This window comes from Paenibacillus sp. J31R109 (assembly GCF_059692055.1).
Window position 1 is genome coordinate 113,795 of record NZ_JCAUAR010000008.1, and the last position, 16,620, is coordinate 130,414.

At 44.5% G+C, this 16,620-nt stretch carries 11 protein-coding genes; 5 read left to right on the forward strand and 6 right to left on the reverse strand.

The features are described 5' to 3' along the window. Positions 1–60: 60 nt before the first annotated feature. Complete coding sequence (locus tag AC58QT_RS20565; RefSeq protein WP_497410663.1) at positions 61–2,034, reverse strand: ABC transporter substrate-binding protein; 1,974 nt, start codon at positions 2,032–2,034, stop codon at positions 61–63. Between the two features lie 504 nt (positions 2,035–2,538). On the opposite strand from AC58QT_RS20565, the gene AC58QT_RS20570 reads away from it, so the two are divergent. Continuing rightward, entirely contained in the window at positions 2,539–3,132 is a 594-nt protein-coding gene (locus AC58QT_RS20570; protein WP_497410815.1) for a TetR/AcrR family transcriptional regulator, read from the forward strand. Here AC58QT_RS20570 and AC58QT_RS20575 read toward each other — a convergent pair. From AC58QT_RS20575 to AC58QT_RS20585, 3 genes are all read right to left on the reverse strand, one after another. Then, a complete protein-coding gene (locus tag AC58QT_RS20575) occupies positions 3,129–4,127 on the reverse strand; it encodes a DJ-1/PfpI family protein (RefSeq protein ID WP_497410664.1) in 999 nt (332 codons plus the stop codon). The genes AC58QT_RS20570 and AC58QT_RS20575 overlap by 4 nt on opposite strands. Next, the gene (locus AC58QT_RS20580; protein WP_497410665.1) at positions 4,127–4,732 is read right to left on the reverse strand and encodes a DUF2306 domain-containing protein; all 606 of its coding nucleotides are present in this window, start codon (positions 4,730–4,732) and stop codon (positions 4,127–4,129) included. Before AC58QT_RS20580 ends, AC58QT_RS20575 begins: the two co-directional genes overlap by 1 nt. A 340-nt stretch (positions 4,733–5,072) precedes the next feature. After that, the gene (locus AC58QT_RS20585) at positions 5,073–5,372 is read right to left on the reverse strand and encodes an RNA polymerase alpha subunit C-terminal domain-containing protein (RefSeq protein WP_497410666.1); all 300 of its coding nucleotides are present in this window, start codon (positions 5,370–5,372) and stop codon (positions 5,073–5,075) included. A 202-nt stretch (positions 5,373–5,574) separates the two neighbouring features. Between AC58QT_RS20585 and AC58QT_RS20590 the strand changes: the two genes are divergently transcribed. Next, positions 5,575–5,883 (forward strand): hypothetical protein, encoded by a 309-nt coding sequence (locus AC58QT_RS20590; RefSeq protein ID WP_497410667.1) that lies wholly within the window; start codon positions 5,575–5,577, stop codon positions 5,881–5,883. Between the two features lie 671 nt (positions 5,884–6,554). On the opposite strand, the gene AC58QT_RS20595 is transcribed toward AC58QT_RS20590, so the two are convergent. Together AC58QT_RS20595 and AC58QT_RS20600 are read right to left on the reverse strand one after the other, a co-directional pair. Continuing rightward, positions 6,555–9,488, reverse strand: coding sequence for a family 78 glycoside hydrolase catalytic domain (locus tag AC58QT_RS20595; RefSeq protein WP_497410668.1), 2,934 nt, complete (start codon positions 9,486–9,488; stop codon positions 6,555–6,557). 129 nt (positions 9,489–9,617) lie between these two features. Further along, entirely contained in the window at positions 9,618–10,454 is an 837-nt protein-coding gene (locus AC58QT_RS20600; RefSeq protein ID WP_497410669.1) for a helix-turn-helix domain-containing protein, read from the reverse strand. Positions 10,455–10,602: 148 nt separating this feature from the next. Here AC58QT_RS20600 and AC58QT_RS20605 point away from each other — a divergent pair, with 148 nt between their 5' ends. The 3 genes from AC58QT_RS20605 to AC58QT_RS20615 all read left to right on the forward strand — a co-directional run bounded on the left by AC58QT_RS20605 (position 10,603) and on the right by AC58QT_RS20615 (position 16,601). Continuing rightward, complete coding sequence (locus AC58QT_RS20605; RefSeq protein ID WP_497410670.1) at positions 10,603–11,736, forward strand: glycoside hydrolase family 88/105 protein; 1,134 nt, start codon at positions 10,603–10,605, stop codon at positions 11,734–11,736. 96 nt (positions 11,737–11,832) lie between these two features. Further along, positions 11,833–13,983: a 5'-nucleotidase C-terminal domain-containing protein gene (locus AC58QT_RS20610; RefSeq protein WP_497410671.1), complete on the forward strand. Its 2,151-nt coding sequence runs from the start codon at positions 11,833–11,835 to the stop codon at positions 13,981–13,983. 236 nt (positions 13,984–14,219) lie between these two features. After that, on the forward strand, positions 14,220–16,601 hold the full coding sequence (locus AC58QT_RS20615) for an AraC family transcriptional regulator (RefSeq protein WP_497410672.1): 2,382 nt from the start codon (positions 14,220–14,222) through the stop codon (positions 16,599–16,601). Positions 16,602–16,620: the final 19 nt, after the last annotated feature.

Below are 16,620 nucleotides of genomic sequence, written 5' to 3' on the forward strand. Positions count from 1 at the left end.
CATCCTCTTGTAACGCATACAGGGGAAATTAAATTTCCCCTGTATGTCGCTAACAACGACCTATTGTTTGATAAAGAATTGGGCTGGATGTCCATGACCTAAGCTGCGGAATTCATCAGCGAAAATTAAATTCTTAGGCACGTTCCCCATCTTGTTGGATGCAACAATCAGATTTGGTGTTGGACCCGTATAACCAATTAACCATTGATTTTTTTGATTGAGTTTAATGATTTCATTACTCCACTTCGTAATATCTTCCTTCGTTGTCGATGATTTAACTTTATTCCAGTAATCCATAACTAACGCGATGTCACCTTCCGGTTTAACTCCCTCTTTACCATTAGAAGACGTATACAAGCCATAATTGCCAAGCCATGGTGTCAATACGCGCAGCGGTACAAGTGTATCCGGTCTGAAAGCCACATTGACAAGGGAAATATTTTCTGTCGTTGCCGAAATCTTATTGGCGTATTTGAGATCATTATGCGTGCCGGCATCTACAACTTTGATATCTACCTTTAGTCCCACTTTTTCATAATATTTTTTTACTAATTCCAAGAAAGTTGCCGTATTTGTCGTGTTCTCAGTAATCGTAATGGTTAGATCAGAACCGTCAGCATTTAAACGAAAGTTATTTTTATCACGTTTGGTCAGACCAAGTTCATCTAGCAGTTGATTAGCACGCGCTTGATCAAATTTACTCCACTGATCGGCCCAGCCTTTTTGGTAGCCCACCAAGCCTTCTGGAACGGAAGCTTGTTGAGGTACGCCTAATCCGTTCGTAACAATTTCCGAAATTTCTTTGCGGTCGACCGCAACAGAAACAGCTTCTCTAAATTTAATATCTTGGAAGAGCTTACGCAGATTAGGATCAGCAATGGTTTGATTGAATTGAAGCCCTGTACTTGACCAAGCTGCTGTCGTCCAAGCCAATACACTGAAGTTTGCTTTTTTCTCATTTTCTTTTAATACGGTGAAATCTTTAAAGTCAAATCCAAGCAAATTATAATCGCCAGCTAAAGCACCAAGCACTCTTTGTGCTGGATCCTGAACTTTGGTAGCCACGATACGGTCCATATAAGGCAGTTGATTTCCTGCGCTGTCCACTTTCCAATAGTAAGGATTGCGCTCCATAATGAATTGATCACTATTCGGATCATTTTTAGCTACCCAAGGTCTTAAAGTTGGGATTTGCGGGTTAACCCAGTAGTAATAGCCCGTTGCGACCAAGAAAGATTTGACATCTGCAAAGCCCCATTGCTTCGCAATTTCTAGCGCTTTTGCTTCACCTACAAACTCAGGCAATATCGTTTTTTGAAAATGTGCCGGTGCGAAGAACCATTTATTATCGATAGCAACACGCTCCAAAAATTGAACGCTTGGATACTTATGGGTAACTTTAAAGGTGTAGTCATCCACTTTGGTCACTGTAGCTAGAGCCTTTTCTCCCGATACAGGGTCGACGGAGTAATAAGCATCATAAATTTTCTTCCCGAAAGTCTCTTTCGTGAGCATGTGCTCCCAGTAGAAGAGGACATCATCCGCTGTAAAAGGTACACCATCCGACCATTTCATGCCTTTTCTCAAATGGATAATGAATTCCGTCGAGTTTTTGTTGACCTCATAACTTTTAGCAACGTTAGGCTCAACCTCACTTCCATCCTTATTAAAACGAAATAACGACTCCTCCGTAGGTTGACCAACAGCCCAGCGATCATTAGGTCCGCCCCATGGCATTTTCCAGTCGCCGCCGTATTTGCCGATCTCATCCGTTACTTTTTCGACCATAATTTCGTCTTTTGCTGGAATCCGTTCAGCCACAGGTTTAATCGTTCCTGCCGTTACAAGCTTATTCAACATCGGAGCTTCTTTGTATGTCTCTATCTTGGCAGGCGGCGCTGATGCTACTGGACCTGTTGTTTCTTTCACGACTGCTGAACTTGCTTTTGGAGCCTCACTTTCACTCTCACATGCCACAAAAACTACGGCAAAAATCAACATCATCATTGCAAGAAGCCATCTGTTTTTTTGCAAGCTTATCCCCTCCATGGTTTAAAAGTAATATACGGGTACTTCAATATTCCTTAGCTCTTAACTGGATATTGGTTCCCTTCACCTCCAAGGCAAAATAACTTTAAACCGGTTTAATGGGGGTGCTTACATGTCCGAGCTGTATGTGGTTAAACCGTTTTAATTAATTTTGTAAGCGCTTTAATAAATTTATGAGATTGCTCAGGATACTATCCTCAATCATGAAATCTTCCTGAGAATTTCTGCGAAACTAGAAATCGAGAGATCTTCGGCAACCGTTTAACATTTGGTGTTTAAAAGTATTAAACCGGTTTAATGATGCTACTTTGTAAACGTTTTCTTTCTAATATTTGTATCTTACATCGGATTTGAATCCTTTGCAATCTTTTTTTTGGAAGAATGTGGGTTAGTCGATGGTGCCCCTTCTGGGGCAGTGAAAGGGTCATCAGGTGAGTTAGGTTGTGTTATAATTGAGGTACAATCGTTGTTCAGAGAGGAATTAGTATGATGCGAAAAGGTGAACAAACGAAACTCCGAATTATTGAGAAATCGGCTGTTCTATTCAATGATAAAGGGTACACAGGCACGACAATGCAGGATATCATGGCTGCAACTGGTTTAACGAAGGGAGCGATCTATCGCAACTTCACCAGCAAAGAGGAGATTGCGCTTGAAGCTTTCCAATACGCTGGGCACGTACTCTGGGAGCATTTCTCAGCGGCTATCGAGCTTCACGACACAGCAACCGGCAAAATTGTAGCCATGTGCGATGTGTACCGTGACACCGTCCATAACCCTCCCATCCAAGGTGGATGCCCTTTTTTAAATACTGCGATTGAAAGTGACCACTCCTTCCCCGTCCTTCGGGACCCTGCGGTGGGCGCCTATACGCACATGTTGGGTTTCATTCAATCCTTACTGGCCCAAGGGGTGAGTACAGGCGAATTTCAAACGGAGATGGTCCTGGAATCGGTTGCTTCTTTTATATTTTCCACAATTGAAGGCGGCATTATGGCCAGCAGGCTAACGCAGGACAACCGTCACGTCGCTTATGCCACACAACATATTGAACGGCTGCTCATGACCTACAGGGCTCATTAGCAGCGTCGTCCCGCAACCTTCGAGGCAGGCAGCATCCCTGCTTTGGCTGTACCACGCATGGTATCACCTTGCACGGTTACTTCAAACTTCAAATTCAATCTCATCGGCTTCTTCACCTTTTGCGTCCATGTCAATCGATGACCATCCCAAGTTGGATTGAGGAATTCGGTAACCTCATCACCTTGTGTTGCTGTGCCTTTAACAAATCCATCTTTCAATGAAATATGAAACAAAACAGACATTTTGCCTATTGGTGTTGCAATCTCCGACTGCCATGTGCCGTTTATTTCTGAATCTTCGTGCGACGCCTCTTCGAAATCTTGGGCAACAACTTCCGAACTCGAAGTAAAGTTAATGGGTACCCTACCTTGTGCTCGCCACACCGTCCCTCTGCGTTCGTATTCAAACAACTTCTCCACGGCAGAAGCGATTTGAGGCCCGACTTCACGCTCCACCAAGTACAGCGCTACATCAAGTCCTGATGTCACACCACCTCCACTCACCAATCGGTGTCCATCCTCAACAACTCTTGCCGCAATCGGAATTACACCTGTTGCTCCTAACGCCGCCATTCCCAGATGATTCGTAACCGCATAGCGATCTTCCAACAAGCCCCCCATAGCAAGCACCAACGAACCCCCGCATACCGTCGCCACCGTGATATTCTCATTCTCCAAAGCAAGTTTCATTAATGCCGTTAAATTCGACTCCATCGCTAACTTTAGAATGTTCGGAACAGCATCTTCCGAATCGCCTTCTGGCTTGCCTGATCCCCCAGGAACAAGGATAATACCTGATCTGCTCGGATCTAAGGCAGCTTCTGCTTCAATCGCTGGCCCTTTCATACCGCTCGGTACCGCTCGCTTCCCTTCCGCAGATACGAGCTCCACGGTTATATCTCCACCAGCATACATCGCCGCGGCAGCGAATACTTCATAAGGGGCTATGGCGTCCATCAAATCGAATCCATCGAATAGTACCACTTGAATATGCATTAGAATGCCTCCTTTCTAAAAACGATGCGAATGACTAGCTCAGCGGCCAGCATGAGACATAAGATCGATCCGTACACCGAAAATGTATAACTGGTGATATACGAAAGTCCGAATCCCTGATGGAGCAGCCATGTTAAAGCATGAATCGTGAGATTGGTAAAAACAAAAGCATAACTTCTCGTCATCCACTTGCGATGTTGATTCACTTGTTTCTTCCTAATCTTTACAATGGCGATAATCGTCATGACCAACCACACAATATTCATCAAGTTAAATCCCATGCTGCTTGCCTTACCGCCAGTCGCATATGGGGCCATATAACCGGAAGTGAGATCAACAATAAGTACCGAAATCAAGTAAAAATAACCGTTTACACGATGAAACTTGCGGTGTTTCCTTATGACCGAAGATGAGAAATTAACAGCCCCCGCAATCATAGCCGTACATGCAAAAATAATATGGACATTCATCACCTTTAGCCAGACTGCCGTATTTAGAGCTCGTTTAAGCGCAGTTTTATGGCTAAGAAAATTACTTGCTTGTGGATCATGAATAAAGTTGGCGTACAAAACGTACACAATGAATAGCACGGATACTGTCACCATGAGAACGTAAGCTTTTTTAGTTAGAATCTTCTTTCCCCCCTTTTGGAATTAATATAAAACCGACCACAACTATTAAAAAACGATTAATCAATAACTGACTACAATTAATAACAGACTAAAATCAATAACTGACTACAATTAATAACTGACCAATAAAAAACCGAACCGTACGGTCTTTTTTATTATATATCAAAACTAAGTATCTCCCCTATTTAATTGTTACAAAATCAGGAAGAAACTAACCATGACCACAGCTATAAAAACCAAAGCATAAAAGCGGCCTCCGCTCATCGTGGGGCCGCCAACGTATTTTGACCAAAAAGATAAGCGTAAGCGTTCTTCAATCCACGCTTTTGAAAGATAACCCGTTCTCCTGCAAGGCAGCTCGAAGTTTGGGTAATGAACCTGGGCCCATGCCGTGATATTGTAGAATCTCCGCTTCGCTGTAACCTGATAGCTGTTGAACAGTTGTAATGCCATTGTTCTCCAATGCTCGTCTGGCAGGTGCTGAGAGTGTCGAAAGAAAACCAGATTCCGGCTTGAGCTCTTGTTCGCAAGTCGGACAAGTTGGACAGTCGGTACTTTTATAGTATTTATGTCCTTTATTGCAAATTCTTACTGTTTTCTTTGAGGTAGCCAATCGTCGAGCTCCTTCCCCTATGTAAACAACCTTTTGTAACTATTCTACCATAATCGAACCGCGGTCATCCTCCCTGACCATTGGGCTAATTTATACTAATTTCTCTTGTAGTCATTCGTGGAAAAGTATACACTTTTCTATGGATGATAGTTTTCCTTGGTGCTAGATAAAATGAACGAGACTATGGGGAGGCAACATAACGATGGCACATACAGCCGAAATTGAAAGAGTAAAAACTTTGCTTCGCCATGCGCAGCAACTAGCTGGCGCTAACAACCAAGCAGATGAAAGAATTAAAAGCTTGAGCAGCCGATTAGAATCGCTTCAACAACTTGCAGGTGTGAATGCCGCTGCGAGCGAGACTGCAAGCGACAGCGTTACGGAAGAAGCGAGTGAAGAAGTCAAGGAAGCTAGCGAGGTTAATGAAGAGATCAGTGAAGTGAATAACCAAGCGAATGATGAAGTTGCTGCAGCCGAAGAAGATCCCGCTCCCGCATCACCAAATGAGTAGCTAATCGTTATGAATGCCATTGTATAGGTTGGCCTTTAGTAGATTCTTCTACTTTGGGTCAACCTTATTTTATTAGAAATGGAAGCAGCTACCGCAACTCGAATTTTTCGAGTTACGGCAGCTGCTTCGACCCTTGCTCATCCCCTAACTCGAATTTTTCGAGTTACAGCAGCTGCTTCGCTCCTTGCTCATCCCCTAACTCGAATTTTTCGAGTTACGGCAGCTGCTTCGCCTCTTTCTCAACCCGTAACTCGAATTTTTCGAGTTACGGCAGCTACTTCGACCCTTGCTCATCCCCTAACTCGAATTTTTCGAGTTACGGCAGCTGCTTCGCCTTTTGCTCAGCCCCTAACTCGCATTTTTCGAGTTACGGGAGCTTCTTCGACCCTTGCTCAGCCCCTAACTCGAATTTTTCGAGTTACAGCAGCTGCTTCGCCCTTTTACTCATCCCGTAACTCGAATTTTTCGAGTTACGGCAGCTGCTTCGCCTCTTTCTCAACCCGTAACTCGAATTTTTCGAGTTACAGCTGCTTCTTCGCTCCTTGCTCATCCCCTAACTCGAATTTTTCGAGTTACGTATGAGCAAATGCGACGACGCTACCGACAATAGCGTCGATTTCAAAAAAACGACTATTAATTCAATATCGAATTAATAGTCGTCTTCTAAGTTACTATTCCAAGAGTTGGCTTACTCGCCGGATACTAACCGCACACGCTTCTGGAACACGAATATCCAGCTCGGCATGCTCAGGCGCTGTAACAATAAGCGAAACCATCTGCCCATTGTCGGCTTTCCATGTAACATCTATGCACCCGCCTTGTGGCAGCGGTACCGTTCCTTTTGCCCAACTTAAATCGCCGATGTTGGGTTCAATGATTACCTTTGTCCAGCCCGGTGCAGCTGGTCGCACTCCTAACACATAAGCCCCCAAGAAATACCCCGGAGCCGCGGACCATGCGTGGCAATGACTGCGGGTCAAGTCATTCGCGTTCGCACGGTTCATCGTCGTGTGTCCATACATTTCCCAGCACGTCGTGGCATCGTTATCGAGCATAAAGCCGAAATTTTCTCGCATGTCGTCGAGCATCCACTGCACATGGCCAGATTTCATCAACGTTTCGTAATAAAAGAAAGACATAAACGGACTGCCAATCGGCACGAATCCTTCTGGTGTTGCAGTCAAGTATTCGCTCAGTAAGGCAGCACGATCCCCTTCCGCAACGCCTACGAGCAGCGCCATCACTTGTGTCTGCATGCTAAAAATGCTCGAGCGTCGACCTCCCCGATGAATACAATCGAGATATGCGCCCCTTTCCTCACTCCAAAGATGGCGATTGATCGCTGTTTTCAAGCGCACCGCCATTTCGATACACGCGGCACCCTTTAGAGGCATCCCTGCAAGCTCTGCAATAGCGGCCGTCTCTTGCAGCGCCTTCACTAGCATCAAATTCTGATGTGTGACAATGCCGTCATTAGGTTGATCCATCGGCGCCCAATCGAGTAGGTTCCAGCCCTTCATATCCAATAAATCATCCGTATTCAGTCGTTCCAGATACGCTTCTAACGTCAGCAACATCTTGGGTAGCATATCCGCCGCAAAAACACGATTTCCTGTATGCTCCGCATATTCGCGGCAAGCCACGATCCAAAAGAACGTCCAGTTCGGAATAACACTCGTCCATGCGCTAGGTACCTGGTCGCCATACAGTGGCGTCTGAAACTCGGAGCCAGGAACTAGCCGAAGGCATCTCTCTACAATCTCTGTTCCGCCAAACGTATAATAATTGACGAGCGCTTCATTGCGACTGTCTCCTACCCAGAAAGCCTGCTCGTAAGCCGGGCAGTCGACAAATGTATCCTCCATACAGAGCTTCGTCGTGTGCTTGGAAATATCCCAAATCTGATTGAGCTTATAATCGGAGCTCTTGAAAGCACCGATCTCAGGAGCTGGATAATTGCTCTGAACGACCCGGACATCACGAATCAACACCGGTCTCGTCGCGCCACGCACGGTGACAATCAGATATCTAAACCCTCGGCGAACCGGGGATTCGTAACGTTGCGTACCTTCGCGGGTCACATACCGCAGTGTATTATCCAACCCGAACGTATGCTGAACGTATGTGTCCTTCCGATATTCGATGCCGTACCAATCGATGATGACTCCCGCTTCGGCTTCTAGTTCAAATTCGAGAAACCCACTCCACTCCTTGCCGAAATCGAGTATAAACTCGGTGTCTCCACCCTCGAACACAGGCACCACACCCGGGTCTGTGGAAGCGATCGCAAGGCGTTGCAGACTAGCAGGAACAGAGAACTCCTCTGATTCGCGCTTAGCGAACTGCGGCATGAAGGCATCCTCTCCATTTGCTAAGCTATGAGGAACACCTTCAACTGGGTAACCCGCAGCAAGCACATCTGACAAGCTCGCCAACGGATCGATGCTTTCTGCGAAGCGGACTTTCTCAGCTTCCCACGAGGCAAATAGATCATCCTGATCGATATAATCAATACTTGTATAGGTAAAAGAGGGACCAATGCGAACGAATGGAGACATCGGCTCCCCGTCCTCTTCAGCGCCAAAAGGCGAGATCCACGTCATCTCTGTATCCGCATCAACGCCAATACGGTTACTTTGACCATGTTCAGGGCCATATACGGTGTACAGCAAGAGATGGTCACCTGCTGGCAATTGAGCACGAATATGCTTAAGCGGCGGCTCTACTTCCAGCTCCGCTGCCGTATAAAGCCTATCTCCTAATCGAACGATGCCGAGACCGCTGACGTGGAGCGTAATCTTCAATTCCGTTTCCGCTTCCAAGCGGAGAATAGTTGCGAAAGCTCCACAGAAGAAGATACGGTTGGCATTTTCTTCACCAGGCGCCTTCATCATATGATACGTATCGATAAAAGCCGTAAGTTGATAAGGGACCACTCTAGCTAATGAAATCACGCGCGTAGGCAGAACCGGCTCCTCCGTCAGGTACGGAATATCCCTCGGCACTAGCCGCACCCAAGGCTCCACACCTGCTGGCCCAATGACGGTAGCTTGCTCCCATTGTTCATCGGAATAAGCCGACAATGTCCAGTCTTCCGCCAGCTTTCTGCCATCGATACGTTCTGCGAAAGCTAACTGACAGGACATGCGGGAGATGGCTGGGTCCTGTCCGGCATGTACAGATGTTCGCCAATCGGTGCCTGTGTGCACAAGCGTCATTTCGTTATTGCCCACGAACGCATCTAATTGCGCAAGTAATCCGCCACGTTCTCGTAAATATTGAAAATTGGAGACGCCAAAATGCATCACTCCCACGGCAATTGTATTGATCTCACCACGTCGAAGAAGATGCCCTACCTCATGGGCGTCATAGAAAATATCCGTTGGAAAGTATCGAACAGGGCCTCTTCCGACCCGCTTTCCATTGATATAAGCTTCATAGCGAGAGTCCGCTGTGATCCATAAGATCGCCTTCTCCAGCATTCCCAAATCCTGCGGACAAATAAACGAAGTTCTGAACCAGCGCCATTGATTGCGTGGACTTTCCTCAGATCCTCCCCAGATCCAGTTGGCTTTCCATGGTGTGCTTTTTGCGAGTGTGGTCATCCTTGTATACCTCCTAGCTTTAATAACCTGTCATCCTCATCTTATAACAAATTAACAGCTAATTTCGGTGGTATATGCGACATAGATATAGGGCAATCATGACAAATCATCCTCACCAGATTGCTAATCCTACTTATCCTTCCTATAAAACAACGGGGCATGTCCCGTAACTAACTTAAATACGCGTCCAAAATGCGTGACACTGCCGAAACCAACTTTCTTGGCAATCAGACTCACCTTCATCGGGGTTTGTTCCAACAGTTTTTTTGCTTCCTTAATTCTAACGCTGTTCAAATACTCGACAAAGGTAAAACCAGTCGCTTCTTTAAAGAACCTACTTAAATAATAGGGACTGACATAGAATTTCTCAGCCAACAGGTGCAGCGGCAGCTCCTGCATGTAATGGGTGTTCATATACCGTACAACCTCCAAGATCCGTTCGTGCATGGGACTCGGAGGCTCTAGTGGTTCCAACTCATGTTGTTTGGCATGCCGACAGCAAATAATAAGAAGCTGCAGCACCAGCGTCTGCGCAAACATCTCGAAGCCAGGCTTCTTTTCTTGCATCTCCTGCATAACGGAACGTGCAAGCGACTCAATAGCAAGTTTGTCGTGCAGCGGACATTTGATAATCAGGTAGGCATGCTCAAATAAAGGCTGAAAAACGTCCCGTTTTACATTATTCACCGAGGTCATTTGACTCTCATGAATATTTACAATGAGCCGCTCATGCTTCGGCATTTCTGTGTTGGTCGTCCGATGCAGGATATTGGGAGAGATGATAACGACATCCCCTTCCTCAATGATCACCGTCCTGTCCTTGATAAAAAAAGTCCGCTTGCCGGACATCAAATAGAAAATTTCATATGTGCTGTGAAAATGGTTGGCCGGCATATTGTGACTTAGCGCTTTCCGATAGGAAACAGAGAAGGATCCTTCACCGTTATCAAATTGAAAATCACCCATCCTCATCTCCGCCTCTCGTCTGGTTATGCTTTTATTATACCCCCCTGCTCATAGTCTGCAAGATATAAGAAGAAATTGCTCATTTCCGCAATAAATGTACATATTCCTCTGCTAAGATAGCTATATAAACGAAGGAGGAATCAATCCGATGCAAGCTTCAGAACCTAATATCCATAACCATGCTACCAATCAAGAAGCACTAACCCCTATTCAATGGGCAGAGGCGGCTTGCCAAGCCTTAATGGCCAAATTTGAACCGGAACAGCTTCCCCCTGACCGGTTTCACTATCATCAAGGCGTTTTTCTTTCCGGTATGGAAAAATGCTGGCGGGAAACGAACGATGATAAATACTATACGTATATCAAACGATGGGTAGATAGCCAAATTCTCACTGACGGCAGTATCAAGAAGTACAACCCGAATGAACTTGATGATATTCAGCCTGGTGTGCTGCTCTTTAATCTGCTTGAGCAAACAGGTGATGAACGGTATAAGAAAGCCTTATATACGCTGGTTCCTCTTTTAAAATCATGGAAAACCAACCCTTCTGGCGGCTTCTGGCATAAAGAACGTTATCCGAATCAAATGTGGTTGGACGGATTGTATATGGCTGGACCGATTGCTACCCAGTTCGGTAAAACCTTCGGCGAAGCCGACTATTTTGACATGATGACCTATCAAGCTCTTCTCATGGAAAAACACACCAAGGACCCTAACACCGGCTTGCTTTACCATGGTTGGGATGAAACCAAAGAAGCGGTATGGGCTGACCCCGAGACTGGCTTAGCTCCGGAATTCTGGGGACGCGCAATCGGCTGGTACCCTGTCGCCTTATTGGAGATGTTCGAATACCTTCCTGCGGACCACAAAGATAAAGCTAAACTGACCATCATTCTCCAAGATTTGCTCATCTCTTTACTCCCTTATCAAGATGAAACGACTGGCTTATGGTATCAGGTTGTGGACAAAGGGGACGCCCCGGATAATTGGCTGGAAAGCTCTTGTACAGCTTTATATGTGCATGCCATTGCCAAAGCTGTGCGATTCGGTTATTTGGATTCGAAGTATTTGACCTATGCTTGGAAAGGGTATCAAGGCGTTATTGATACACTGAAGTTCGATGAGAACGGTCACGTGGTCATTGGAAACATTTGTATTGGCACCGGGATCGGGGACTACGCTCACTACATCGCCCGTCCTACGAGCGAGAACGATTTGCATGGCGCAGGTGCATTTATTCTGATGTGTGTGGAAATGAGTCTAGCGAAGGAAAACAGTTAATAATTTCTTCACTTCTCAAAATCTAGCATTCCCTATATACTAATAGACGGGTTATTAACCAACGTTCTATTAAATTGTAGGAGGAATTTTTAACACATGAAAAAAACATTCACTACTCGCCTAACAGCGCTCGCACTTGTAACCGTTCTCACTGGCTCTTTTGCTAGCTCTCTAGCATTTGCTGAAACAGCCACCCCATCTTCATCCGTTACAATGAAATCAGATATGCGTCTTGCCATTGATAACGGTGTTGTGGAGGGCTACGGAGATACCGACTATCGTGGTGCAAACGCCGCTACTCGCGCTGAAGTGATTACGATGATTAACCGCGCTGCGAAGCTGCAAAGCACAGATCCTAGTTCGGTTGCGTTCACGGACCTTGCGACTTGGCAGAAACAAGCGGTTGCTAATGCCGTTGCAGCCAAACTCATTAGCGGCTTTGCGGATGGTACATTTCATCCAAATGCTGCCGTGACTCGTCAAGAGCTTGCTGAGTTAATCGTGAAAGTCGTAACTGGCGGACAATTGCCTCAAGTGAACGAGAATGTGTTGAATTATTTCAAAGACGCTGCCTCTATCTCGAAAGACTCTCGACCTTATGTCGCTTATGCCGTCATTAGCGGTATTTTCACGCCTACGCTCGATGGAAACTTTAATCCGACTGCTGAAGTAACGCGTGATGAAGTAGCTAAGGCGCTTAAACCTGTTTTATTTAAAGTGGTTGATATTCTAACAACGAATGATATTCACGGTAAAATCGAAGTCGGCTTCGATAAAAAGCGTAATCAAGGTCAAGGCGGTATCGAAACATTTGGCGGTATCGTGTCCGATTTCCGTGCTGTGAATCCAAAAGGGACAGTCGTTGTTGATGGCGGTGACGCTTGGCAAGGTACTTTGATTTCCAATACAACGAACGGTCAATCCGTCATGGATACGATGGCGCAAGTGGAGTATGATGCTGCGGCTATTGGCAATCATGAGTTCGATTTTGGCCGTGATGTGCTAATCGACAATATTAAGAAAGCCAAGTTCCCTATTCTCGGAGCTAATATTATCGATGATCAAACAGGTAAACGCGTTGACTGGACACAACCCTATGTCATTGTTGAAAAAGATGGCCTGAAAATCGGCATCATCGGCTTCGCAACGCCTCAAACGACGACAACGACGAAATCGACTAACATTAAAGGTCTTTCCTTTGTAAATCCGGTTCCTTTGGCGAAAGAATTGTCTGATGAGCTTCGCGCGAAAGGCGTCGATATCATCATGGTTACCTCCCACCTGCCAGGTGAGCAGAACCAGAAGTCCGCTGAAATCATTAGTGAACTTGCGGATCTAGCAAAAGGGACAGGGAATGGCACCTTAGATGCAATTGTTGGTGGTCATTCGCACATGCGCGTTGCTGGTATTGTTAATGGCATTCCAGTTGTTGAAGCTCAAAGCTGGCTATATGCGGTTGGGCACATTCAACTGTTTGTGGACAAAACGACCAAGCAAGTTGTTTCCTCCAATGCAAGTTTGCTAGAAACTTACACCAATTTAACGACAGCTGACCCAGAGATTCACCAAACAGTTGAAGATTATAAAGCCAAAATATCAGGGAAATCCGGCGAAGTAGAAGTCGTAGTAGCAGAGCCGCTAAATCGGAAGTCTTTCCGTTTTGGAGCTAATGGCGGGGCTGACCGCGACGGCGCAACACAGTTAGGCAACAGTATCACGGATGCGATGCGCGCTTCTGAGAAATCCGATATTGCTTTCACAAACATTGGCGGTATTCGTACGGATATTGATAAAGGTGAGCTGACTTACAGCGAAATGTTTGAAGTACTTCCTTTTGGCAATTACAACGTAACGGGTACAATGACTGCTGCGCAAATTAAAAAAGCACTCGAAGTTACGGACAAGTATACAAGTCTTCCAGCGATTCAATTCGCAGGGTTGAAGGTAGAATGGGATAACACAAAGCCACTTGGTGAGAAATATTCCAAAATCACTTTGACAGATGGCACTCCGATCTATGTCGATGGTAAGTTTAATACAGACCGTACATTTAAAGTGACAACCAATGATTTCATGGCTACTGGCAGTGGAGATGGCTTTACGGTATTTGGTGAAGTGAAGGATTGGAAAGATGGCGCCATCATGCTGGACGCATGGGTGAATCACGTCAATTCCTTAAAAGCCGCTGGTAAAGAGTTATCGGTACAAGACGATGGTCGCGATGTTCGTTTGGATTTGAAAAAATAAGCTATTATTCAATCATTCAATTCATGAAATAAGACCTTTCTTCCACATCCAACTATGGATAGGGGGAAAGGTTTTTTTTTGACACTCAGCGCATATCCATTATTTCCTTGTGTGTTGGGCGTTTATGGAACTATATGATTTATGTTGATTACTATAAGATTCGCAAATGATATTTACTTTTACTTTTGTATAAGTTATTCTCACTTCTACAAGGCATGGAAGGAGTAAGATCATTCATGAAATTAAACACCTCATTTGCCTCGAAAAAGTTTCTTTTGAAAATCGTCTTGTGGATCAGCGCATCCGTGCTACTCATCGTTGGTATTCTGTCTGTCATTATTTATTTAAATGCACAAAGTTTAATGATCTCCAAGGAATCCGACAACAGTAAAAAAATACTGCTTCAAGTCAAATACAATACAAATCTCATGAATGAAACCATAAGTCGTCTCACCCAGTCCCTCTATTTAAATAACGACATTACTTCCATTATGTATGCCGAGCAAGAGAATATGGTTGATGTCATCACACGCATAAATAACGTCGCTAACTCACTTAACTCCTCCTATCCCTACATTCACTCCATCAGCGTATATAACCGCAATCTGAATCAATTTTACAATGCCGGCTCGCCCATATTTTTCGATGATCCTCAAGTATTAGGGTTATTTAGATCAGATCAAATACTCCCCAAATTAAAACCCATTTTTCGGGATATTCATAAAGTCGTGAATGGTGATAACAAAAGCGAACGCGTTCTTTCCTATTTTATGTATGAGACGGCCACGAGAGCAGAAAACCCGAATGGCGCAGTGGTTATCAATGTGAAACCAGAATGGCTGTTGGGCAATATTAAGCAAATAAACATGGTCGATCGACAGAAAGGAAACAATATTTATATCCTCGACCCCAATGGAAACTACATTAACGAGGATGACAACCAAGAAGATCCCGCCAAACTGAAATGGTTGAAGGATGAGGTTGAACGTCACACCAAAGCATCCTTATCTGCGGAAGCTGAAAGTTCGTTCAGGAGTAAATATATCGATACACAGTATTTAGTTACTTACTTGTATATCGATAGCATTAACATGACCTTATTAAAGATTCAACCTACGCTAGAGGTTTACGGCTATATTCAAGGTTTTAAGACGAGCATTATCTTTATTACGCTCATTTTTCTTGTGATGGCTATCGTTATTTCTGTCAGTATTTCTCGTAAAATCTACAGTCCCATCGGTAATCTCGTACGCACGATTGCTTCTAATCGCCATCATCCTTTCCAACAAAGAGGCAAGGAAGATGAAATTTCTTATCTAGATTCCGTCTATAAGCAATCCATGGAAAAGTTGAAGCTCTATGATAAACAGCTCTACCAATACGGAGATGTGATGAAGCACTACTGGTTAAATCGTATCCTCACGGAAAATTTGAAATTGGATACCATCGAGCTGGAACGCATTTTTCTCGAAATGAAGATTGCCTTGCCACTAGACACTTCTTATGCAGTTTTACTTTTGAAAATAGATAATTATAAGGATTTCCAGCAACGTTTTTCTTCCAAAGATAGGGAAACCATTCGATATGCAATGATCAACATTACCTCGGAATGGATTTCCCGGACTTATTTAAATGAAGGTTTAGACTTAAAAGATGACCACGTCGTCCTGATCCTGAGCATATCTCCAGGGGATGAACCTATTGAAACTACCGTGACAGCACTGATTCAAGAGGCCCAACAATACGTCCAACAGTTTTATAAAATTACATTTACAGCATCCATCAGTCCCCTATCGAATACGGTTGAGTCGTTGTATACCCTCTACAACAAATCGCTGGATCAAACGGTATATCGCTTTCATTATGGTCATCAATCAATTCTGGATTCAAAGATCACGCTTCTTCATGAAGATAACACCAAAACCGGATATGCTAAGAAGTTAGAAGAAAACTTGCAAGAAGTCCTACGCAAACGCAACTTATCTGCGATTGAAGAAGCAATGAGACTGGTATTTGATGAAATCCGCCAACTTAATTACTACAATGCACTGGCTTCGACCTTTCGGCTCTTAGAAACAATGAAAAAAACATTAGAATCAAGCTCAGAACCCGGAATGCCTTCTTTGTTGATCGATCTCTCCAGCTTTTCGCTTCAACTCATGGAGAAAGAGACGTTAGATAGCATCAATGAAACGATCCTGGATGCGATGAAAGATTCCTTACAAACCGTGCCAGGGGATCCAACGAAAAAGTTAAATCATTATGTCGTAGATACCGTATCGGATTACATTGAGACTCACTATCAAGACCCTTCGCTTTGTTTAGCGTCCATAGCCACCATGATGAAGATCTCGCAAAGACGTCTAGGCAACTTGTTTAAAGATGCCAAACAGGTATCCGTTTCTGACTATATTAATGAAACAAGACTCGCGAGAGCAGCTGAATTACTGAGCGAAAATAACATCAGTGTGCGTGAAATTGTAGAAAAAGTAGGCGTTTTAAATGAAACGTATTTCTTCAGCTTATTTAAGAAGCATTTTGGCGTAACTCCTAAAGAATACGCGTTAAAGAGCAATATGAAGCATTTAGCGGATTCGAAGAACAATTTGGAGTTCTAAAGACGTGAGAAAAAGACCG

Excerpts from the sequence above, each read along its gene's own strand:
- AC58QT_RS20580 (WP_497410665.1), bottom strand. The coding sequence starts at position 4,732 with ATGGTGACAGTATCCGTGCTATTCATTGTGTACGTTTTGTACGCCAAC.
- AC58QT_RS20615 (WP_497410672.1), top strand. The coding sequence starts at position 14,220 with ATGAAATTAAACACCTCATTTGCCTCGAAAAAGTTTCTTTTGAAAATC.
- AC58QT_RS20605 (WP_497410670.1), top strand. The coding sequence starts at position 10,603 with ATGCAAGCTTCAGAACCTAATATCCATAACCATGCTACCAATCAAGAA.
- AC58QT_RS20600 (WP_497410669.1), bottom strand. The coding sequence starts at position 10,454 with ATGGGTGATTTTCAATTTGATAACGGTGAAGGATCCTTCTCTGTTTCC.
- AC58QT_RS20570 (WP_497410815.1), top strand. The coding sequence starts at position 2,539 with ATGCGAAAAGGTGAACAAACGAAACTCCGAATTATTGAGAAATCGGCT.
- AC58QT_RS20575 (WP_497410664.1), bottom strand. The coding sequence starts at position 4,127 with ATGCATATTCAAGTGGTACTATTCGATGGATTCGATTTGATGGACGCC.
- AC58QT_RS20595 (WP_497410668.1), bottom strand. The coding sequence starts at position 9,488 with ATGACCACACTCGCAAAAAGCACACCATGGAAAGCCAACTGGATCTGG.
- AC58QT_RS20610 (WP_497410671.1), top strand. The coding sequence starts at position 11,833 with ATGAAAAAAACATTCACTACTCGCCTAACAGCGCTCGCACTTGTAACC.
- AC58QT_RS20590 (WP_497410667.1), top strand. The coding sequence starts at position 5,575 with ATGGCACATACAGCCGAAATTGAAAGAGTAAAAACTTTGCTTCGCCAT.